Source organism: Rossellomorea aquimaris, from assembly GCF_003315075.1.
GTDB classification, from domain to species: domain Bacteria; phylum Bacillota; class Bacilli; order Bacillales; family Bacillaceae_B; genus Rossellomorea; species Rossellomorea aquimaris_C.
The window spans coordinates 123701-145021 of the sequence record NZ_QNRJ01000005.1 but is presented as its reverse complement, the minus strand read 5'-3'; the positions used below and the strand labels follow the sequence as shown (position 1 = coordinate 145021).

Below are 21321 nucleotides of genomic sequence, written 5' to 3'. Positions count from 1 at the left end.
AGGCAAGGATGAAAAATCCTTGCCTGTTCATGTGCGGGTACTCATTAGCGCATGACGCTGCCGCCTGATATTTTCACAGATTCCCCCACAATGTTCTCTGCGGCATCACTTAGTAGATAGACTATCGTATTTGCCACTTCAGTCGGCGAGGTAAGACGTCCAGAAGGAATACTGTCTTTCGCGATCTCCAGTTGCTCCTCATAACTTCTGCCTTCACGTTCACCTTTTGATTTTATCGCGTTCCTTCCCATATCGGTATCCACATAACCGGGGCAAATGGCATTCACTCGTACGTTGTTTTCGATCGCTTCATGGGCAAAGGCTTGAGTAAATCCGGTTACGGCAAACTTAGATGCACTGTATGCACTATTCCCATGAGTTCCTCTCAAACCTGACAGGGAAGAGATGTTGACGATGGAACCACTTGTTTGATCCTTCATTTGGTTATAAACGGCCTGTGAGAGCTGGACCAGTGAGAAATAATTTAACTCCATGATTTTTCTCATGTCTTCCTCGGATAGGCTCTCGACCATATCACCGCCGCCTATCCCGGCTGAGTTCACGAGACCAGTGATAGGGCCGTGCTGGTTTATTGCGGCCGATAGAAGCTGTTCGCGATCTTCAGTGTTAGTCAGATCCGCTATATATAGGAAGACCTGGTCTCTTTCCCGGCATTCGTTTTTCAGTTGCTTCAGCTTCTCTTCATTTCTTCCTGTAATCGTCACCTTTGCGCCTGCCTGGACGGCTACTTTTGCTGTTTCATACCCGATGCCGCCTGTCGCGCCTGTGATGAGGATATGCTGGTCTTTCAACGTGCTTTCGTGGAAAAGGAAACTCATTTTTAAACCTCCTTGTGATATATAGTAGGTTTTACCCGTTTGGTGGAGGAGGAAAACGGGTGAAGGTGGGGTGGGATACCGGTTTTGAAAATAAAGTCATCATTGGAGCAGCAAAACCAAATAAGATCTGCTACCAGAAACCATTTTCAGTCCCAATGGCCACTATACATCATAAAAAAAGAACCCCAAACCCCTCATTTGGAGTTCTTTTTACACATTTATCTCTTCCCAATCCCATTCACAATCATCTGCACCGTCATGTCGATCTCCTTCTCATCATCCCAATCGGCTTCTGGAAGGAAAAGGTACCGGACAAGGAGCAATCCGAAGATACTGGTGGCTGAAAATCGCACCACAGTAGGTGAAGGAAGGTCGATGATCTGTCCCTTTTCTTTGTAATGGTCGACGAGCTTCACGAATTTCTCGATCACTTTTTCTGCGATATGCTCTTTGAATTGTTCCTTCAGCTCAGGATGAAAAGGGATTTCCTGTATTAAAATCTTAAATGCGGTCATGTTCTCTTTCAAAAATTCCTGCCGATTCAAAATCATCGCTTTCAGGAAATCCTCATATCGATCATACTTCGCATCTAACACTTTATTTATATCCCGGATCACAAACGGAGCGATCAGCTTGGCCATCGTAGGGGATACAATTGATAGAAGCAGGTCCTTCTTCGTTTTGTAATGCCGGAAGATGGTTCCTTCTGCGACGCCGGCTTTTTTGGCGATTTGGCTGGTAGAGGTGGAAGCATAGCCTTTTTCGGCAAACATTTCGATGGCTGCTTCCACGATTTTCTGCTGCTTTTCAGTCAATGTTTCTTCCTGATCAAATAGCTGTTTAAATATATTCTTTTCCTCAGTCATGCTTTAAACCCCTAACTTGTCGTTCATTCCTACCCTATATTTTACGGTATTTTCTAAGGGCTGCAACATTAAGAACGATAAAGAGTATAGAAAATCCAATCAATACCGATAAGTTAAAAAGCAAATCCTCGAATGTAAATCCCCGGATCATCACATCTCTTAAAGCATCCGCAGCATAATATAGAGGCGTGATGGGACCGATCCAGCTCAGCCATTCCGAGATCGTATCCAAATTGAATAATCCTGAAAAGAATATTTGCGGTACGACCACAATCGGGATGAACTGCATCATCTGTAATTCATTCTTGGCAAAAGCCGATAGCAATATTCCCAGTGTCAGGGCCGTGAAAGATAAAGAAACGATGATGATCAATACATTGAAAAAGCTTCCTTTCATCATCATATCCAGGACATAAATCGAATACCAGGAAATCAAGGATGCTTGCAGGAGGGTGACGATACCGAAACCAATCACGTAGCTGATGACCATTTCCCAAATCTTGATCGGGGAGGCAAGCAACCTCTCAAGTGTGCCCGTCGTTCTCTCTCTCAGGAAAGATACCCCACTGATCAGAAAGACAAAGAAGAAGACGAAAAAGCCAAGAAGTACTGGACCAAAGGAGTCAAACATCTCCATGTCCCCGCTTCCGTACACATACTCAATCTGATCTGATAGTTTTTGAGAGTCTGAGGGAAACAACGTTTGAATTTTTTTCATCACAGCCCCGTTGACAGTGGGGTCACTTCCTTCGATGACAATCGAAGGGGAAGTAGGGTCCTCGAATGATATATAGCCATCCAGCTCACGATTTTTAATGTCCTTTAATGCTTTCTCGGGACTCGTGTAGGATTGAAAATCCTTCGTATCGAATTTCGCTTCCAGCTGCTGTGGAAGATCGACAATCGCTACCTTTGCCTCATAATCATCCGAGTTAAAAACGAGAGACAGCATGCTGAGTATCAGTAATGGAGCTATAAACATCAAGGCCAATGTTCGTTTGTCCCTGAGGAGCTGCTGAAGAATCCGGATGACAAAACCTTTAATCCTCAATGGAAACACCCCCATTTTTCAAAAATACTTCTTCAATGGAAGAGACCCCATACGTTTCTTTAATGGCATCCGGCGTATCGCTTGAAATGATTTCTCCATGCTGCAGGAGGCCCAGCCGGTCACATCTTTCTGCTTCATCCATCACATGGGTAGTGATGATAAGGGTTCTGCCTTCTTCCTTAAGACGGTGAAAGCTCTCCCAGATTTCCTTTCGTAAAACGGGGTCGATCCCTACAGTCGGTTCATCTAAAAATAAGACTTCAGGGTCATGCAGAAGGGCAATGGCAAGGGAAAGCCTTCTTTTCATTCCTCCTGAGTACTGATGAACAGGCTTATAGAGGTGATCCAGAAGATCTACGGTCGTCATTACTTTTTCAATTTGTACTTTCCTTTCAGCTTTCTTTAATCCATGGAGGGAAGCCATAAAAGATAAGTTTTCTTTTGCGGTCAGCTCATCATAAAGGGCATCGGATTGAGCCATATATCCGATCGATGGATACAGTTCTTTGGCGCTCAGCTTGTTGCCTTTGAACGTCACGCTGCCGGATGAAGGCGTTTCGAGCCCGATCATAAGCTTGATCAAAGTCGTCTTACCCGAACCTGAGGGTCCTAATAATCCATAGATATCACCTTTAGGGATGTTGAGAGAAACATTTTTCAACACTTCTTGAGAGCCGAATGACTTAGACAGCCCGTTCAATTGGATGATGGAATTCAATTGAATCACACCTTTCGGGAGTTGGTGAGTGATTACTCACTCTTAATATAAAGTATGTAGAGTGAATTGTAAAGTGAGTAATCACTCATTAATTGGTTGTATTTATTCTATTCAGAAACCGATCCCTTAGAAGAGAACACTAAAAAAAGAGCTTGAGCATAGCCCAAACTCTTTCCAAAAATCATTATTCTACTGTGTCATTTTCCCATTGGTAACTCCAGAATCGCTCAACGGTCACCCATTTTAAAGCTTCAGGGTCATTTTGCTGAATGCCTTTTTCTAGATCCTTGAGCATCCAAGCTGTTTGGGAGATATGTGCCTTCATGGCATCGATTTTTTGATCTTTGACCGGTTTGATATCAACAAGGATATCCGGCTGTCCTAGCGCTTCCTCACAATTCTTGGAGAATGCAAGGCAGTGGAGTTTCGGTCTTGATGCTTTCGGCAAGCGTCGAACGGCACGGACCACGGCTCTTGCAGTCGCTTCGTGATCCGGGTGAACAGAGTAGTCCGGATAGAAGGTGATGATGAGGGAAGGGTTAACTTCTTCAATCAACTCAGTCACCATGTTTGAAAGCTTTTCATCATTTTCAAATTCTAGGGTTTTATCCCGGTATCCCATCATGCGTAAATCCTGTATTCCCATCACATCGGCCGCTTTTTGTAATTCTTTTTTACGAATCAGTGGAAGCGACTCTCTGGTTGCGAAGGGTGGGTTCCCTAGATTTCTTCCCATTTCACCTAATGTGAGGCAGGCATAGGTGACGGGTGTTCCATTTTTAACGTGGGTGGAAATGGTTCCTGACACCCCGAATGCTTCATCATCCGGATGAGGAAAGATGACAAGTACTTGTCTTTCTTTTTCCATTTTGACCTCTCCTTTATACAGATTCAATTGGTTTAGTTGAAAGGTGTCGGACTGATTTCAAGGGCAACGGCCAGTTTCCCGTCGGCGCCATGACCTGCAAGTAACAGGCGGCCCTCTTTATCAAATTCATAATGAGTCAGTCCTTCAGCATAAACCCAGCCGATTTCAATTTTTAAACCGACACGGTAAGGTCCGTCCCCGATGATCTTTCCGTGCTCATAGTTGACTTTCGCGTTGCGGATATAGGCTCCGGCTGAAAAGAAGCCCTCGTTAAAGTGAGAAGCATAGGCCCCGTTTGTGGTTTCTAAATGTATATAAACGTCCTGACGGGCAAGCTGGGTAATGATCCCTTGCACATCAGCAATCTTAATCGGTTCCATTCTTTTTCCTCCTTAAATGCAGAAAAGACTCTTAACCATTATGTACTATCTTACTAAAATTCATGAGTGAATGCGAAAAGTATGATTGGGGGAGGGGCGGGCTTTTGGGAGGTCCGTCCCTCAAAAAAAGTGCCAGGCACGAGATCATTCATTCGTGCCTGGCACCAGCCGGTAATTATTTTTTAAGTCGATTGTAAGCCCCATGCATAACTGGACCTACGTATTCGTTCAGTTTGAAGCCGTGTTTGATGGCTGCTGTAACGAAGGTTTTCGCGTTTTGCACCGCTTCTTTCACGTCTTGTCCCTTTGCAAGGTTAGAAGTGATGGCTGCTGCGAATGTACAGCCTGCTCCGTGGTTATACGTCGTTGCTACTTTTTCCTCTTCCAGAAGAGTGAATTCACTTCCGTCGAAGAATAGATCGAGAGCTTTGTCGTGCTGTAATTGCTTTCCGCCCTTGATGACAACGTTTTTGGCGCCAAGGTCATGGATTTTCTTTGCCGCTTCCTTCATTTCATCAATGGTCTTGATCGGACCTGACCCGGCAAGCTGACCTGCTTCGAACAGGTTAGGAGTTACGACGGTAGCGCGCTTGAGCAAATGCTCTCTCATGGCATCTGTTGTTTCAGGGTTTAATACTTCATCTTCCCCCTTACAGACCATTACAGGGTCGATGACGACTTTATCCAAACCGAAGGCATCGATTTTCTTCGCTGCAAGCTCAATGATTTCGACTGTACCGAGCATGCCTGTTTTCATGGCATCGATTCCGACAGAAAGAACGGTTTCCAGTTGTGCTTCCAATGTATCAATGGATAATGGATGAACCTGGTGGTGCCAATGGTTGTCCGGATCCATCGTAACAACCGTTGTAAGAGCCGTCATGCCATACACGCCATGCTCCTGGAATGTTTTAAGATCGGCTTGGATCCCGGCTCCACCGCTTGTATCGGATCCAGCGATCGTAAGAGTTTTTTTCAATGTCATCGTTGCATTCCTCCTAAGAAAGTAACTCGTTATAAAGGTAAAAGTCTGACTAAAGAATATAATAACGGGCGGGTAAATACAAATTCTTTGGCTATTGCAAAAAAAGACGCCGGGAATGATTTCCTCGGGCGTCTTTTAGGATTGAAGATTGTTGGTAGACTTAGAATGGTTTCGCATCATTATTCGTTGATTCTTTGGAAGCGACGATGACCAGTTTTCCTTTATCGAGTTCTTCTTCATAGACATCTGCTTCTGCCTGGTTCATCCCCACGGACTTCATTTTCGAACGTAATTCATCTCCGCGGCTGTTGAATAGATTACCCATGGATTCAATGATTCCTTGTTCTTTTATACCGGTGGATTCTGTATGGGTTGCCTCTGTGATGTGTTTAGAACGATGTTTATCATGGGCGAACACGTAGATTTCATCTTTGGAATAACCTTCACTTGTAAACATTTCAATTTCTCTTTTTGCTTCTACCACATTTTCAACCGTTTGAACTTTATACATAATCATTACCTCCAATTTGAATTTAATGTCTTGTCCCTCCTTTTCCCGGTTGTAGCAAAATCAAACTTTCCATAATATAGAAATGATTTTGAGAGAATAATTGTTTCCAAGATTCTACATTATTTCCTATAATAGAAGAGAGGAAGGTGAGGCATTTGACAAATCAATACAAGAAAATACAAGAAATTGAAGCGATTTTAGCAGATTTGAAAGCCAGTGAGAGTGAAAGCAGTGCCTCATTGGCGTTTGAGAATAGAAGCAGTAGACGTTTTCCGGCATGGAAATTAGCAGCATCCATTCTGTCCTTTTGGAAAAATAGAGTGTTGTTGATTCTCTTTCTTTTCATCCTATTAGTAGGAGGAGTATCCATAGGGGTCTATTCGTGGTTATCCGGCTCCACCTTTACAGAAGAGAAGGGGGCGTTTGTCGAACGCATTCAAGAGATGAGTTCCCTGGCGACGGCTCAAGGGTTCATAAAGGCCGTGATCGAGCAGGAGGATAATCAATTATTCGGGAAAGACATCAACACGGATCTACCCGGGACGAAACGTAAGCTCTTGATGGTGGTCCCTGGAAGCGTGCTTGCAGGGGTTGATTTACAGGGAATCGATGAAGACGATATAGTAGTAGATGAAGAGAAGAAAGAAATTCAATTAACCCTGCCACGTGCTGAGATTCTGCAAGACCCTTCCATTGATACTGAGAACATCAAGACCTTTTCTGTAGAAGGGATCTTCAGAAATGATGTGGACTGGAATGAAGGGTTTGCCCTTGCGGAAGTGGCAAAGGACCAAATCAGTCAGGAAGCGGTTGAGCAGGGATTGCTTCAAGCCGCGGAAAAAAACGCAGAGAAATCGTTGAAGGGTTTCTTTGAACAATTGGGCTACGACGTTACGATTCAATTTCAGGACTAGAAAGGATGTCTAACAGTGACGAAGATTTTTCAAAACGATTGGGCAGACATTCTGGAAGATGAACTTCAGATGGAATACTATCAGACCTTGAGAGAATGGCTTAAAGGAGAATATGAAACGAACACGACGTATCCTTCCATGCATGATATCTTCAATGCCTTTCATTACACAGCATACGAAGATGTAAAGGTTGTATTGCTTGGACAAGACCCCTATCACGGACCGAATCAGGCAGAAGGTTTAAGCTTTTCGGTCAAAAAAGGAGTCAAGATTCCCCCGTCGTTACGAAATATGTACAAAGAGCTTCAGGAGGATATCGGATGTCCGATTCCTGCCCATGGTTCCCTGGTGAAATGGGCAGAACAGGGCGTCCTGCTGTTAAATACCGTCTTAACCGTACAAGATGGGAAAGCGCACTCCCACCGGGGAAAAGGGTGGGAACGATTCACGGATCATGTCATCTCGATCCTGAATGAACGACAGAAGCGGATGGTGTTTATTTTATGGGGGAAACCTGCTCAGTCAAAGCAGGCGCTCATCGATTCTTCCAAGCACTATATCGTGACGGCTCCCCATCCGAGTCCATTATCTGCACACCGGGGTTTCTTTGGAAGTAAACCATACTCACAAACAAATGAATTTTTACGGAAACAAGGGATAGACGAGATTGACTGGTGTATCGAATAACCGCATGTTTCACGTGAAACAATGGATAGCCCCTCGTATGTGGAGGGGTTTATTTTGTAGAAGGGGGACGCCGAATGATTAATGAGAAGCGTATCAACTGCTTTCAATGTCAATATTTCTATACAACCTGGGAGCCGGCTCATCCCCGGGGGTGTAAAGGCTACGGGTTCAAAACGAAGGCCATGCCTTCACTGGTGGTTTTCCAATCCTCAGGAAGTCCCTGTATGAAATTCAAGCCTAAAACGAAATGACGACAAAGAAATTTGCGAAATCCTTCATTTAGAATTAGGATAGTGATGTAGGTTAATCAGAGGAAGTACATACTGTATGTAACCAACGGGAAGACGTCTGGAAGGAGTCATCAATCGTGAATATCCCTCATCAATCGTTAATAAAGAAAATAGAACATGAACTCACAAAGGCAAAATCTGCCGAAAAGTCACAGCAAATCCGTGAGCATGTGTATTCCATAAAGGCTCTATGTGAAGTTTTGTTGGAGGAAAACCACGGGGCATCTACTGCAGCACCTTCGTTTCAAACTCAACAAACAATGCCATATTTGCAGGAATCGCAGAGTCAGAAGCCTGTTTCCATCCAGAAAGAAGAGCCTCTGGAAACGGATGACGGAGCGAATGGAAATTCATTATTCGACTTTTAATCACTAAGTGAACGGAAGAACAGGAGGTCCATCATGAAAACATTTATCATTATTGGAGCAATCAACGCCTTTTTATCAGTCGCTTTAGGAGCTTTCGGTGCCCACGCACTGGAAGGGAAAATCTCACAGAAGTATATTGATATTTGGAATACCGGAGTTCTCTATCAGATGTTTCACGCCATCGGTATCATCATTGTCGGGGTACTGATGGGGAATGTGACACCAACCTCATTACTGTCCTGGTCCGGCTGGCTGATGCTGATCGGAACGATATTATTCTCAGGAAGCCTTTATGTACTGAGCCTATCCGGAATCAAGGTGCTTGGAGCAATCACACCTCTGGGCGGCGTCAGCTTCTTGGCCGCATGGGTGCTTCTGATTGTCTTTGCAGCGAAAACGTTATAAAACATAGATACCCTGACAGGGAAGTATTCTCCTGTCAGGGTATTTTTTTATCTTTGCGAATAACTTTGCATAGAGCCTCCAGCTCCATACGGATATTCATATTCAATTTCTTCATCAAATGTAATGTAGTCTAAGTAAATCATCGGGATGAGGTACCTGGTCCCCGTTTGTGGATCACTCAGGATCAGATGATCCCGGCCAGCAGCTTCGATGATTCCTTTAAAAACCTTCGCATTCCATTCTGTATTGTTTTCAAACGTCGTGTAAACAGTCGCTACTTTTCCTTTGTTCAAGCGAAGAATATTCTCGATATACGATTCTTCAATGGGCAGCATACCTTGAATATTTTGAGAAGGTGCGGGTGCATTCGTCGGTGAAGGGATTTGAAAACCTCCACCACCTTGCTGCTGGGGATAATATTGTTGACCCTGAACTTGGCCTCCACCGTAATACTGACCATATGGATTATACCCTTGCATATACGGGTTTGATTGTTGATTCGCCAAACCGAATACCTCCTTTTAATAAAGTTAAAAGATGCTATATGTCTCACTATTTCATGTCTATGTAGAAGGAGAAAGATATATTCGTTTGTTTTTTGAATGAGGAGGACGAACTTATTTCATGAAAAAACGACAAGCCACGAGGACTTGTCGTTTATTGGTGTATTTAGTTGACGTGAAGGAATTTGGTGATGGCTTCTTCTTTTAGTAGATTACCTACATAGAAGGTACCGAATTCGCCGTAGCGTGCACTTACTTCATCAAAACGCATTTCGTATACAAGCTTTTTGAATTGAAGGACGTCGTCAGCGAATAGGGTCACACCCCACTCGTAATCATCGAAACCAACAGAGCCAGTAATGATCTGTTTGACTTTTCCAGCGTATTGGCGGCCGATCATTCCATGACTTCTCATCATGTCGCGACGCTCTTCCATCGGCAGCATGTACCAGTTATCATTACCCTGGCGACGCTTGTCCATTGGATAGAAGCAGATATGGTTCGCTTTCGGCAGGATCGGGTAGATGCGCTCCTGTACATATGGATTCTCGTAAGGATCGCCTTCTGAAGGCATGTAGTTACCAAGTTCCACTACAGAAACATAAGAGTAGGTCGGAATCGTGAATTCAGCGATCTTCAGCTTGTTGAATTCATTTTCCAGCTCACTTAATTCTTCCATCGTAGGACGAAGGATCATCAGCATGAAGTCTGCTTTTTGACCAACGATCGTGTAAAGAGCGTGACTTCCTTCTTTCGCATCCTGCGTGCTGTTTAACTTATCTAAGAAACGGTGGAATTCAGAAATCGCCGAGGATCTTTCTTCACTCTGAAGCATCTTCCAGGTCGTCCAATCCATCGCGCGAAAATCATGCAGGGAATACCAACCATCTAACGTTTGTGCCGGTTCTGCCAACGTAATCACTCCTTAAAGTACTTTTTCCAACTTTACTATATCATAGTTTGGCCTTAGAGTAAGAATACAAAACCCGATGTCGATAAAATGGCACAAATGGTGGATAGGCAAGGGATATCTGGAACACACTATCTTCGTAGATTATTACATAGGCTTAGGAGTGCAGGGGAATGGGTAAAAGGAAAGAGGAATTATTAGAAAACAAAGACTTTTACATGAAACCGATATCATTTCTCCTTTTCCTTGAATTCCTATATGAGAAGAGTATTCTAAGATTGGATATGTATAAATCAAGGAGGTTCCTCTATTGAGCAACTTATTTACAACACTAACAGATAAAGTAAAAGGCAAAGAGTTAAAAATCGTTTTCCCTGAAGGTACAGATGAACGGATTCTGACAGCAGCCTCACGTTTAGCGGGCGACGGCATCTTGACGCCGATCGTAATCGGAAACGTGGATGAAGTAAACGCCAAGGCGGACCAGCTGGGTGTGAAGCTTGACGGTTGTGACGTTGTCGACCCGGCATCATTTTCTGGAATGGACGAGCTTGTGAAGGCATTCGTGGAACGTCGTAAAGGAAAAGCTTCAGAAGAAGATGCGAAAAGAATCCTATTAGACGGAAACTATTTCGGAACGATGCTTGTTTACACGGGCAAAGCTCACGGTCTGGTAAGTGGAGCGGCTCATTCAACAGCGGATACGGTTCGTCCGGCTCTTCAAATCATCAAAACAAAAGAAGGCGTCCGCAAAACTTCCGGTGTCTTCATCATGGTACGTGAAGACGAGAAGTATGTATTCGCTGACTGTGCGATCAATATTACACCTGACAGCCAGGATCTAGCTGAGATCGCAATCGAAAGTGCGAAAACAGCTGAAATGTTTGACATCGATCCACGTGTGGCAATGCTAAGCTTCTCTACAAAAGGTTCGGCTAAATCACCGGAAACGGAAAAAGTGGTTGAAGCCGTTTCGGTCGCAAAAGAAAAAGCACCGGAACTGACTATCGACGGTGAATTCCAATTCGACGCTGCCTTCGTTCCATCTGTAGCAGAGAAAAAAGCACCAGGTGCCGACATCCAAGGTAATGCGAACGTATTCGTATTCCCGAGCCTGGAAGCAGGAAACATCGGATACAAAATCGCCCAACGCCTAGGAAACTTCGAAGCGGTAGGTCCAATCCTTCAAGGATTGAATGCTCCTGTGAACGATCTTTCACGTGGCTGTAACGAAGAAGATGTGTACAAGCTTGCGTTGATTACGGCTGCTCAGGCACTGTAATTTAATAGATGTTGTGAAGAAAGCCGGATCCTTTTGGGGTTCGGCTTTTTTTCGTTCAGGTGTGCTGGATTGGTTCCTGGGACCAGGAGAAACTTACCATTTGCCTGTTAAATATCACTCTTTTTTTAACAGGCAAATAAATCGGGATATTCATCTGTCAAAATAACCGTAGTTTTTAACAGGCAACCAACCTCGGCAACCAACCTCAAACGAAAAACGCCCCCCTTGGATTGTCCCCCTCCTTTTTTAGCAACCCTGCCATAATATGATATAATGAGCTCGCAAGTTGTGAGTGAAGGAGAAGCGTTATGGATAAGGAAAAAGCATATGCACTGCTTCGTCAAGACAGATGGAGAGTGATTGATCAATCGAGCCTGGGACCGATGTTCGGGGCCCTGCAGTCGTTTGCCATGGATGATACGTTGTGCACGGCGATAGGAGCAGCTCAGTCCGATCCTGCGGCACGCTCATGGGTTCACCATCAAACGGTGGTACTGGGCATTCAGGATACAAAGCTGCCGTTTCTTTCTGATGCGTTAGAGGTGTTGGAAGGGGAAGGCTATCAATATATTGTGAGAAACTCCGGCGGATTAGCCGTTGTGTTGGATGAAGGAGTATTGAATCTTTCATTGGTTTTCCCCGATTCTGAAAAAGGGATCGATATTAACCGTGGCTACGATGCTATGTGGCTGCTTGTCGAGGATATGTTCAAGGACTTTGATGTGAAGATCGAGGCGAAGGAGATCACGCAGTCTTACTGTCCTGGTAGTTATGATTTGAGTATCAATGATCAGAAGTTCGCGGGTATTTCTCAGCGCAGAATCCGGAATGGAGTAGCCGTACAGGTGTACCTCTGCGTCAATGGAAGCGGTTCTGAACGGGCTAGGCTGATCCAGCGTTTTTATGAGGCCGGGTTGAAGGATGGAACGACGAAGTTTACATTTCCTGTTATTGATCCCGAAGTGATGGCGTCTTTATCGGAGCTGCTTGGAGCCGAGTTATCGATTCAAGATGTGATGCTCAGGTTCCTGCAGTCGTTGAAAGGGTTCAGCGGCGAATTTTATAGCAGTGCCCTACAAGGGGAAGAGTACACGATGTACGAGACCTATTATCAGAGGGTAGTCGATCGGAATGAGAAGTTTTTGGGATAGATTGGTAGGCTGGACTTCGGTTGTTATGGAGTCCGGCTTTTTTAGTTGGGTCAGAATGGTCCATCCAACCAAAAAACCAGCACACCCACAGGCGCACTGGTTGGGAACCGCATTATTCAGCTACTTTTTCTAAGTTTCCGTTTCGATCCATTTTGAAACGTGGTGCTTTGGCATCGTCTTCATCGAATAGGACGAGCTTTCTGGCACGGTTCATGATTTGCATAAGTGTCTCGTAGTCTTCCTGCATCGTGACGGAATTGTTTTCAAGAGCTGCGACTTTCTTTTCAAGCTCAGCGTTTTCTTTTCTGATTTCAGCGATTTCATGCTTTAATCTCTGATTCTCAATTTTTACATAGTCGGAATTCATGTTGGTTTGAGCAAGGTTTTGCAGGAAGGCAATGACTTTCTCGAGTGTCACTTCCCCTTTTAATCCTGAAGGCTTTACCACAGAGTTGGCACCAGGCGCCTGCTGTGTGACGTAGACTGGTTCCTCGCTTGCTTCCATTTCGAATTTCGGGGCTTCTTCGGATGATTCTTTCCCCAGCTGTTCCGTTTCCGGCACGTAGTTCTCGTACTCAGCAAATTCCATTTCTTCCTCGGCTTCAGACATTGATAGAGACATAGCATCTAAATCTTCGAATGAAGGTGCAGGTGGCTGATATAAAAGCTTTTTCTTGCCGCCCTGGTCTTTGCCAAGGATGCGGTGGCGCTGTTTGCGTTGTTTTTTTGCTAGTTGAAGAGCTTTCTCATATTGGTGACGCACCACTGCGTTCCAGCGGAATCCACATGCGGCAGATGTGCGGTTCAGTTTGTCTCCCACTTCTTCAAAGGCATTTAATTGTGTGCTGCCTTCCCGTACGTGACGTAAGACCGTTTCTGCCAATAATAGATCATTCTCTTCCGTCCAGGCATCCTGTCTTGTTTTCATCATCATTTCATCTCAACTCCCATAGTTTTCTTAAATGATTCGTTGGTTAAAGGATGGACAGTTTTATAGGTTTTTATACGAATATGTTAAATTTATTTTTTGTCTGCTAGTTTCGTTGTATTAGTGGTGATCCCCACAAGCTAAGAAACGATGTTCTCTTGCAAAACATGTCAGAAAACTGTATTCTATAAATCGATGTTTACGACAATAGAATTCATTTCAATAGATAGAAAGGGTTGTTGACAAATGGCAAACGAATTTCGTGTTTGCGATGATTGTCAGGCCGTTAACCTGAAAACCTTAATTCCCAAATTAAAAGAAATTGACCCGGATGCACCGATCGATATTGCGTGTCAATCCTATTGTGGTCCAGGACGCAAGAAGACTTTCGCTTTTGTGAATAATCGTCCTGTAGCGGCGTTGACGGAAGAAGAACTCATGGAAAAAGTAATTAAGAAAATAAAGAAATAAAGGAAAACTTCCAGTGAGGGAGTTTTTTCTTTTCTGCCCAATAAAAAAATATAGGTTTGGCTGTTGTTGGAAAAGGAAACTAGTTAGAGGGTAGAGAATAAGTAGGGAAAGCGTAGATACTTGTCAAGCGTGCCCAAAAGCTGAAATTTTTTTGAAGCAAATGGAACGCTTGGCATGGATCATTCAGAAGCCAAATACCTATTTTTTTCGACAAAATTCGAGATGAATACCAGGATGAAAGTCGCTATAATAGAAATATGATAGTTTAGGAAGAGGGTAGAAGATGGAGTATGCCAAGCAGAAATTACATGAAGAAAAAGTATTTAAAGACCCTGTTCATCGGTATGTTCATGTAAGGGATCGTGTGATTTGGGATTTGATTGGAACGAAAGAGTTTCAACGACTTCGCAGGATCAGGCAGCTGGGAACCACCTACTTGACCTTTCATGGTGCCGAGCACAGCCGGTTCAATCATTCTCTTGGCGTGTATGAGATCATCCGCCGAATCGTGGACGATGTCTTCGCAGGCAGACCGGAGTGGAATCAGGATGATCGATTATTGTCCCTTTGCGCTGCGTTATTACACGATCTGGGGCATGGACCGTTTTCCCACTCCTTTGAAAAAGTATTTCACCTGGATCACGAGCACTTCACTCAAGCCATCATCTTAGGGGATACAGAGGTGAATGAGGTACTCAGAAAAGTGGGACCTGATTTTCCGAAGCATGTAGCGGAAGTGATAGCGAAGACGTATAAGAACAAGCTGGTTGTCAGTCTGATTTCAAGTCAAATCGATGCGGACCGAATGGATTATTTGCAGCGTGATGCTTATTTTACCGGAGTCAGCTACGGTCATTTCGATATGGAGCGAATTCTTCGTGTGATGAGACCCCGTGAGGACCAAGTAGTAATCAAACAGAGCGGGATGCATGCAGTGGAAGATTATATCATGAGCCGCTATCAGATGTACTGGCAGGTTTATTTCCATCCGGTCACCCGGAGTGCAGAAGTGATTTTAACGAAGATTCTACATAGGGCGAAGGAGCTTCATGAAGAGTTTTATTCCTTTAAGCTAGACCCGGTCCACTTTTACTCCCTGTTTGAAGAAGAGGTTTCCCTCCAGGATTACTTGAAGCTGGATGAAGCGGTCATCATGTATTATTTTCAAATTTGGCAGGAAGAAGAGGATCCGATTTTACGGGACTTATGTGAGCGGTTCATGAACCGTAATTTATTTAAGTACGTGGAATTTGATCCGGCGAAGGAATATAAGAAGCACAGTGAGCTTGAAGTTCTGTTTAAAAAAGCGGGGATCGATCCTGATTATTATTTAGTGGTGGACTCATCTTCAGACCTTCCATACGACTTCTACAGACCGGGCGAGGAAGAGGAACGGCTTCCGATTCATCTATTAATGAGGAATGATGAGCTGCGCGAGTTATCGAGGCAGTCGGATATCGTCGATTCCATTTCCGGAAAACGCCGAACCGATCATAAATTATATTATCCAGTGGATTTACTATATGACGAATCAACGAAGAAAAATATTAAGAGACAGATACGTACGATTCTAGAATTAACATAAATGGCTCGACACAACGAGGATCTGAAAACGCAATACTAGGAGTAGGAGATGACGTACATTGTTGAAAGACCATGCAAAACTAATGAGTGCCTTCTTAGCCTCGGGTGAAGTGGTGGGAAGGAAAAAGCTTCAGAAGATGATCTTCATCGCGAAGAAGCTTGAATTCCCATTTCAGGAAAAATTTCAATTCCATTTTTATGGGCCGTATTCGGAAGAGCTGACCCTGAGAGTTGAAGAGCTCTGCAATATGGGATTCATCTCCGAGGTGAAGGAGAAAAAGGGTGGATATTATCAATACCGGTACACCGTCACCAAAGAAGGGGAAGACTTCCTGCAGATTTATGAGAAAGACATGCCTCACTTACAGGATTGCCTGACGGATATGAACGTTCAATCAGCACGCTTTCTGGAACTTGTTTCAACAGTCTTATATTTTGATAGCCTTCCTAAAGAAGAAGTCGTGGAGAAAGTATTCACACTTAAGAGCAAACAAAAATATACAACAGAAGAAATCGACGAAGCCTTCGCATACATCGAAGGATTAAAAGGGAAAAAAATCGTCCATTAAAGGACGTTTCATATGAATGGCGGGGATCACTCGGAATGGGTGATCCCCTTTTACATGAACGAAAAAATCGTCACTGATGAGAGTAACGATTTTCATATCTTTATTTAGGTGTTTGATCCATTTTTTCTATAATCTGATCAAGCTTTTCTTCAATTTGTTTGTCGTGCTTTTGCTGCTGGATCTTTCGATTCCGGACCCTTTTCGCAAGCATGAAAGCGACCACCACAATGGCTGCAAGGAAAGCCATCATGAACAATTGGAAGAGTACATCACCGGTATTTACGTCCATTTTACTTCCTCCTTTCCATATGGGTTTGGTATATCGTATTCATCAGGGTGAGAATTTACCCCTTTTTCACATTTAAGTAGGCTTCATAGCCGAATGCGATGATCAGTCCGGTGAAGAAGATGAAAGCGGAGGTAAAGAGGTCCCTGCCCAGTATCAAAGAAGATATATAGTTGATGAAGAGTAATATCATGTATGTATAGAATCCGAGGACGAGACCTTTGTTCCAGTTGGCCTTTTCTTTAGGGGACATGGTTTTGAAGAATTGCATATGAGTGCTCCTTTGTATAGGATCCGATTGGAGCCTGCGATCATTTGATGGCAGGCTGATTGTCCTTAATTTTTATTGATCACTGAGTCTCTTACCGCCGACTGCATAGTGACCTTTCGTCATTTCTTCAATGAAGACAACGATTTTTTCTTCGGGTGCTCCGGTTGTTTCGCTTACGGCTTCGGTTACTTTTTCGACGAGGGCGCGTTTCTGTTCTTCTGAACGGCCTTCGAGCATTTTTACGGTGATATAAGGCATTATGGTTCGCTCCTTGCATTTGGATTTGGTACAATCTGTGGTAGGCATGTTCGTTTTAACCCCCCTTTTAAATGTAAATGGTAGGGGTTGTAAGAGCAAGCTTCTTATGGTGGGGAATTGGAATTGTTCCTTAGAGTGGTCATGAAGGCAGGAATTTTTCTGTATACTATTGAATAAGAAAGTAAATCATTTTTTAAAGGAGTACATACTTTGGATACATTTAGCTCTCTTTTTGAGTCCATTTCCGTCTTTCGGCTGGAAGAGCTTCCGTTTGTGGTGATTGCCCTGGTCATGGCCTTTACGGTCCATGAGTTTGCCCATGCATTTGTGGCGTACAAATTTGGTGACACTACAGCGAAAGATCAAGGAAGGCTCACATTAAATCCGATTCAACATCTGGATCCCCTGGGAACCATATTAATTTTAATTGCAGGCTTTGGCTGGGCGCGTCCTGTGCCGGTCATGAGATCCCGATTTAAAAATCCCCGTTTGGCAGGGGTATTAGTTTCAGTGGCAGGTCCGCTGAGTAATTTCTTACTTGCATTCATTGCATTCGGATTTTTTTATTTTTTTGTAGGAGTGACTGGTGGAGTCGGGGTTCCTCCCTTTGTCATCGATCTTCTGCAGATGATTGTGTATCTGAATGTGCTGTTATTTGTATTTAATCTATTGCCGTTCCCTCCACTGGATGGGTACCGGATCATCGAGGACCTGTCACCGAATCATATCAGGGCGAAAATGACTCAGTATGAGCAGTATGGAGTCGTATTATTTCTGATCATCGTGATTACACCCCTTGATGAGTATACGATCTGGCCGCTGTTACAAGGCGGGATGACAGCTACCAACCAGGCTTTCAGTGCGATTTTTACAACTGTTTTTTCAGTCTTTAGTTAAGAATGTCAACTTTGAAGGAGTGAAGATACATGGAAAAGAAAAAGAACATCGGATTCAATATCATCAAAAGTGATCCTACTGACGGCCACGGTGGCTATGGTGTAGGCTCATTAAGCCTTGATAATGTTTCCCCAGTGATGATTGACGTCGAAGAAGGGGAAGCGACGATCGAGATCGGAGCGATGCATGCAAGGAGCCCGATTGAAAAAGGGATTAAATTCACGAATAAGCGTGAGGATTCAGCAGGAGGTAAGCCGTACTGGTTGATCTGGGTGACCATCGACCGTATGAAAGATGGACCGTACTATGCAGGCGTGACGGCTTGTGAAATGGTCGTGAACCGTGAGAAGCGCAGAGGCTACAAGTCCATGCCGGAGCATGTGAATAATATGGATAAATCGATTAAACGTAAAATCGTCCTCGATCAACTGGACGACAAGTCTAAAGGGATCCTCACGGACTTCCTGAAGAAACATGATGAGGGTATGTGGGAACGCTCAAAAGATGAATTAAAGGAAGCGTTAAAAGTTTAAAAACATAGAAAAATCTTCTTTTGTGAACAAATTGTGACATTTTTTTGAATATGTCGTTCACATCTTGCCCTTATGCTTGAAAAAAAGTACACTTAAATCACAGTTTGCACATAAACTAGGACATGAAAAACCACGGGTTCGCACAAACCCGTGGTTTTTCGTTTATTATGTTCAAGCCGCCTCCGCTTTTCGATATGTCCAGCTCCAGGGCTTAGAGGCTCGAGGTCATAAGTCAAACCTGCAAAAAAGGCAAAAACCCGCCTTTTCAGCAGGTTCGCATTATGCTTGTCGCCTCTGGGCAAAGCCCTTCCGCTTTTCGATATGTCCAGCTCCAGGGGCTTGGGGCTCGAGGTCATAAGCCGAGTAACCCAAAAAGGCAAAGGGCGCCTTTCCGGGTTACTCGTCTTATGCTTGTCGCCCCAGGGCGAGCCCCTTCCGCTTTTCGTTTAAAAAATCCAATCCTTCACTTTTTCATACCAAGGCTTTTCTTCTTTTTTTGCAGGCGCTTTCTCTTTTGGTTCCTCATTTTCACCCAGGTGTTCATGGCAGTATTCGGTTGGTTCGGTTCCTTTAACAAAGTATGTGAAGCGCTGGACGGGACAGTCTTCTGTGGCCAGTTTCCCGTTATGGGGGTTCACGGCTACGCCGACGACGCCTTTCGTCGGTTTGAAGTTTTTGACGGGTTCATCCTTCAGCGCTTGCTCCATGAAATTCACCCAGAGTTTCTTGGCTACATATTTATCGTCGACCAGGGAGATTTCTTTTTCTTTGTCATAGCCGGTCCACACCCCTGCTGTGAGCTGGGGTGAGTAGCCGATCATCCAGTTATCTGTGTTGGTGGTACCTGATTTTCCCGCATAGGGACGGGTGGCGTCTTTCCGGATCTGGATACCCGTTACCGTTGAGTAATCATTGAGCTTCGGATCAAATATACCACTCAGCATATGGGTCATGACATACGCCTGGTCAGGGTCCAAAACTTGTTCTTTGACGGCTTTATTTTCATAAATGACGTTACCGGACCAGTCTTCCACACGTGTAATGAATACCGGTTTCACCTTATAGCCGCCGTTGGCAAAAATATTGTAGGCGTTGACCATATCGATGACCCTGGCACCGGATGTACCGAGTGCGGAGGAAGGGTATTTTTTAACCTTTGTCGTTAATCCGAATGTATCCTGAGCTGTTTTCGTTAAGGTATCCTGACCAATGAAAAGGTGGGTTTTCACTGCGTACACATTATCTGAAAGAGCGATGGCCTGAGCGAGGGTGATGTCTTCCCCTGCATATTTGTTGTTGTAGTTATGAGGTGTGTATTTCGCTTTGCCATCATCAAATGTGAATGATGTTAACTCACTTTTCATCGTTGTAGACGGGGTGAAGCCTTGCTCCAGGGCAGAATAGTACAGGAGCGGTTTAATCGTTGATCCCGGCTGGCGAACGGCCTGAACCGCACGATTAAACGGACTTTCCTCATAGCTTCTTCCTCCGACAAGCGCTGTAACATGGCCGTTCTTTGGGTTCATCGATACAAAGCCCAGTTGAATACCAGACTCATCAGGGATTTGTTCCTTCACGACTTTTTCTGCGACTTTTTGATGGTCGGGATCAAGGGTTGTGTATACCTTCAGTCCGCCCATTTCAATGGTACGCTCTTCGATGCCCAGGTCAGAGCGCAGAATACTTTTCACAACATCTTGAAAGTAAGGGGCCGTTTCTGCTTTATGGTGTGCATGTTCCCCTGTAATGGTAATGGGAGCTGCCTTTGAAGCCGCCTGTTGTTCTTTTGTAATGAAGCCGTCCTCGGTCATGGACTGAAGGATCAGTTCCTGGCGCTTCTTGGCATTCTCCATATTGGCGACGGGTGAATAGTAGGTCGGTGCTTTCGGAATTCCGGCAAGCATAGTGGCTTCCGCAACGGTCAGTTGGTTGGCGTCCTTACCGAAATAGTATTGACTTGCTGCCTGGACCCCGTAGGCTCCGTGACCATAATAAATGGTATTTAAATAGCCTTCCAGAATTTCTTTCTTCGAATAGTTCATCTCGATCCGAATCGTATAGAGGGCTTCTAAAATCTTTCTTTTCCATGTCTTGTCATGGGATAAAAATAGATTACGAGCATACTGCTGGGAAATGGTACTGGCTCCCTGCACCTTTGCCATGGCTTTCAAGTCGGCAAGTGCTGCTCCCGCCATCCGTTTGATGTCGAAGCCATAGTGCTGATAGAAGCTTTTGTCTTCAATGGAGATGGTCGCTTCGATGAGCGCTGGGGAGATTTCCTTCAGGCTCACCCAATAGCGTTTCTCTCCTGTATTCGTTTCCCCTATAACCGAACCGTCCTCACCGTAGAGCAAAGTGGATTGAGGCACGGCAAGCGGAGGGGGCCCCTGAATTTTAGCGTATGCTAAAACTCCGATCAGCCCGGCAAACATCAAAACCGAAACCAATAAACCTGCAACGACTGCCACCCTGGCATATTTTTTTGTTTTCTCCATTCGAGCCATCAGTTCCATACCTCTCCCCACCTTCTCCTCGCGAGGTCCGTAAATGTAGGGACGGACCTTAGATTGTATTGGACAATAGTAAACATCCTATATTATGTTTAGCGTATAGTATCAGTATGAAAAGTTTTACGAGTTTTTAAACGTCAAAGTTTTAGAAAAAATTTCACTTGAAATTTTGCTAGATTCCACTATACTTTTTCTCATGTTTGTATTTATCATGATAGGGAAGGATAAAAATGACGTCTGTTGCGGACGTTTTTATAAATAGGAGTAAAGCCCGTCATTACAGGCT

At 44.2% G+C, this 21321-nt stretch carries 27 protein-coding genes; 12 read left to right on the top strand and 15 right to left on the bottom strand.

From position 1 onward, the window contains the following. Window positions 1–44 precede the first annotated feature (44 nt). The 8 genes from DET59_RS08700 to DET59_RS08665 form a co-directional block, all read right to left on the bottom strand. Window positions 45–839 (bottom strand): SDR family NAD(P)-dependent oxidoreductase, encoded by a 795-nt coding sequence (locus DET59_RS08700; protein WP_113969294.1) that lies wholly within the window; start codon window positions 837–839, stop codon window positions 45–47. A 218-nt stretch (window positions 840–1057) separates the two neighbouring features. Next, window positions 1058–1705, bottom strand: a complete 648-nt coding sequence (locus DET59_RS08695) for a TetR/AcrR family transcriptional regulator (protein WP_113969293.1) — start codon at window positions 1703–1705, stop codon at window positions 1058–1060. A gap of 34 nt (window positions 1706–1739) precedes the next feature. After that, window positions 1740–2756, bottom strand: a complete 1017-nt coding sequence (locus DET59_RS08690) for an ABC transporter permease (protein ID WP_113969292.1) — start codon at window positions 2754–2756, stop codon at window positions 1740–1742. Continuing rightward, on the bottom strand, window positions 2746–3474 hold the full coding sequence (locus DET59_RS08685) for an ABC transporter ATP-binding protein (RefSeq protein WP_181778096.1): 729 nt from the start codon (window positions 3472–3474) through the stop codon (window positions 2746–2748). The genes DET59_RS08690 and DET59_RS08685 overlap by 11 nt, the downstream gene beginning before the upstream one ends. 184 nt (window positions 3475–3658) lie before the next feature. After that, a complete protein-coding gene (gene bshB2 / locus DET59_RS08680; protein WP_113969291.1) occupies window positions 3659–4342 on the bottom strand; it encodes a bacillithiol biosynthesis deacetylase BshB2 in 684 nt (227 codons plus the stop codon). A gap of 32 nt (window positions 4343–4374) precedes the next feature. Beyond that, window positions 4375–4722 (bottom strand): YojF family protein, encoded by a 348-nt coding sequence (locus DET59_RS08675; protein WP_113969290.1) that lies wholly within the window; start codon window positions 4720–4722, stop codon window positions 4375–4377. Between the two features lie 175 nt (window positions 4723–4897). Beyond that, entirely contained in the window at window positions 4898–5707 is an 810-nt protein-coding gene (gene pdxK, locus DET59_RS08670; RefSeq protein ID WP_113969289.1) for a pyridoxine/pyridoxal/pyridoxamine kinase, read from the bottom strand. 160 nt (window positions 5708–5867) lie between these two features. Next, window positions 5868–6218: a YflT domain-containing protein gene (locus DET59_RS08665; protein WP_113969288.1), complete on the bottom strand. Its 351-nt coding sequence runs from the start codon at window positions 6216–6218 to the stop codon at window positions 5868–5870. Window positions 6219–6364: 146 nt separating this feature from the next. Here DET59_RS08665 and DET59_RS08660 point away from each other — a divergent pair, with 146 nt between their 5' ends. The 5 genes from DET59_RS08660 (at window position 6365) to DET59_RS08640 (ending at window position 8882) form a co-directional block, all read left to right on the top strand. Further along, window positions 6365–7132 carry a DUF4230 domain-containing protein gene (locus DET59_RS08660; RefSeq protein WP_113969287.1) on the top strand — a complete coding sequence of 256 codons (768 nt, stop codon included), beginning with the start codon at window positions 6365–6367 and terminating at the stop codon, window positions 7130–7132. Window positions 7133–7147: 15 nt separating this feature from the next. After that, window positions 7148–7819, top strand: a complete 672-nt coding sequence (locus DET59_RS08655) for a uracil-DNA glycosylase (RefSeq protein WP_113969286.1) — start codon at window positions 7148–7150, stop codon at window positions 7817–7819. Window positions 7820–7893: 74 nt separating this feature from the next. Further along, window positions 7894–8070, top strand: a complete 177-nt coding sequence (locus DET59_RS08650; protein ID WP_113969285.1) for a uracil-DNA glycosylase — start codon at window positions 7894–7896, stop codon at window positions 8068–8070. 116 nt (window positions 8071–8186) lie between these two features. Then, complete coding sequence (locus tag DET59_RS08645; RefSeq protein ID WP_113969284.1) at window positions 8187–8477, top strand: YwdI family protein; 291 nt, start codon at window positions 8187–8189, stop codon at window positions 8475–8477. A gap of 33 nt (window positions 8478–8510) precedes the next feature. Further along, window positions 8511–8882, top strand: coding sequence for a DUF423 domain-containing protein (locus DET59_RS08640; protein WP_113969283.1), 372 nt, complete (start codon window positions 8511–8513; stop codon window positions 8880–8882). 47 nt (window positions 8883–8929) lie between these two features. Here DET59_RS08640 and gerQ read toward each other — a convergent pair whose 3' ends face one another. Further along, window positions 8930–9361: a spore coat protein GerQ gene (gerQ, locus tag DET59_RS08635; protein WP_113969433.1), complete on the bottom strand. Its 432-nt coding sequence runs from the start codon at window positions 9359–9361 to the stop codon at window positions 8930–8932. Window positions 9362–9551: 190 nt separating this feature from the next. Further along, window positions 9552–10298: a hydrogen peroxide-dependent heme synthase gene (gene hemQ / locus DET59_RS08630; protein WP_113969282.1), complete on the bottom strand. Its 747-nt coding sequence runs from the start codon at window positions 10296–10298 to the stop codon at window positions 9552–9554. A gap of 307 nt (window positions 10299–10605) precedes the next feature. On the opposite strand from hemQ, the gene pta reads away from it, so the two are divergent. Both pta and lipL read left to right on the top strand, forming a co-directional pair. Then, complete coding sequence (gene pta / locus DET59_RS08625) at window positions 10606–11577, top strand: phosphate acetyltransferase (protein ID WP_113969281.1); 972 nt, start codon at window positions 10606–10608, stop codon at window positions 11575–11577. A 308-nt stretch (window positions 11578–11885) separates the two neighbouring features. Then, window positions 11886–12728 carry an octanoyl-[GcvH]:protein N-octanoyltransferase gene (lipL, locus tag DET59_RS08620; RefSeq protein ID WP_113969280.1) on the top strand — a complete coding sequence of 281 codons (843 nt, stop codon included), beginning with the start codon at window positions 11886–11888 and terminating at the stop codon, window positions 12726–12728. A 112-nt stretch (window positions 12729–12840) separates the two neighbouring features. Here the strand turns inward: lipL and DET59_RS08615 are convergent, their stop codons facing one another. After that, on the bottom strand, window positions 12841–13656 hold the full coding sequence (locus DET59_RS08615) for an RsfA family transcriptional regulator (RefSeq protein ID WP_113969432.1): 816 nt from the start codon (window positions 13654–13656) through the stop codon (window positions 12841–12843). A 246-nt stretch (window positions 13657–13902) separates the two neighbouring features. Here DET59_RS08615 and DET59_RS08610 point away from each other — a divergent pair, with 246 nt between their 5' ends. The 3 genes from DET59_RS08610 to DET59_RS08600 all read left to right on the top strand — a co-directional run bounded on the left by DET59_RS08610 (window position 13903) and on the right by DET59_RS08600 (window position 16280). Then, window positions 13903–14127, top strand: a complete 225-nt coding sequence (locus tag DET59_RS08610) for a YuzB family protein (RefSeq protein ID WP_034765044.1) — start codon at window positions 13903–13905, stop codon at window positions 14125–14127. Window positions 14128–14410: 283 nt separating this feature from the next. Beyond that, window positions 14411–15712 (top strand): HD domain-containing protein, encoded by a 1302-nt coding sequence (locus DET59_RS08605; protein ID WP_113969279.1) that lies wholly within the window; start codon window positions 14411–14413, stop codon window positions 15710–15712. 58 nt (window positions 15713–15770) lie between these two features. Then, window positions 15771–16280, top strand: coding sequence for a YwgA family protein (locus DET59_RS08600; protein ID WP_113969278.1), 510 nt, complete (start codon window positions 15771–15773; stop codon window positions 16278–16280). Between the two features lie 100 nt (window positions 16281–16380). On the opposite strand, the gene DET59_RS08595 is transcribed toward DET59_RS08600, so the two are convergent. From DET59_RS08595 to DET59_RS08585, 3 genes are all read right to left on the bottom strand, one after another. Then, entirely contained in the window at window positions 16381–16569 is a 189-nt protein-coding gene (locus DET59_RS08595; protein WP_113969277.1) for a DUF4083 family protein, read from the bottom strand. A gap of 55 nt (window positions 16570–16624) precedes the next feature. Then, window positions 16625–16837 carry a hypothetical protein gene (locus DET59_RS08590; RefSeq protein WP_113969276.1) on the bottom strand — a complete coding sequence of 71 codons (213 nt, stop codon included), beginning with the start codon at window positions 16835–16837 and terminating at the stop codon, window positions 16625–16627. 72 nt (window positions 16838–16909) lie between these two features. Further along, window positions 16910–17095: a 2-hydroxymuconate tautomerase gene (locus DET59_RS08585; protein ID WP_034765056.1), complete on the bottom strand. Its 186-nt coding sequence runs from the start codon at window positions 17093–17095 to the stop codon at window positions 16910–16912. Window positions 17096–17386: 291 nt separating this feature from the next. Here DET59_RS08585 and DET59_RS08580 point away from each other — a divergent pair, with 291 nt between their 5' ends. Next, on the top strand, window positions 17387–17992 hold the full coding sequence (locus DET59_RS08580) for a site-2 protease family protein (protein ID WP_113969431.1): 606 nt from the start codon (window positions 17387–17389) through the stop codon (window positions 17990–17992). Window positions 17993–18021: 29 nt separating this feature from the next. Continuing rightward, the gene (locus DET59_RS08575) at window positions 18022–18525 is read left to right on the top strand and encodes a YwhD family protein (RefSeq protein ID WP_113969275.1); all 504 of its coding nucleotides are present in this window, start codon (window positions 18022–18024) and stop codon (window positions 18523–18525) included. A 446-nt stretch (window positions 18526–18971) separates the two neighbouring features. Here DET59_RS08575 and DET59_RS08565 read toward each other — a convergent pair whose 3' ends face one another. Next, entirely contained in the window at window positions 18972–21038 is a 2067-nt protein-coding gene (locus DET59_RS08565; RefSeq protein WP_113969273.1) for a transglycosylase domain-containing protein, read from the bottom strand. Window positions 21039–21321 lie beyond the last annotated feature (283 nt).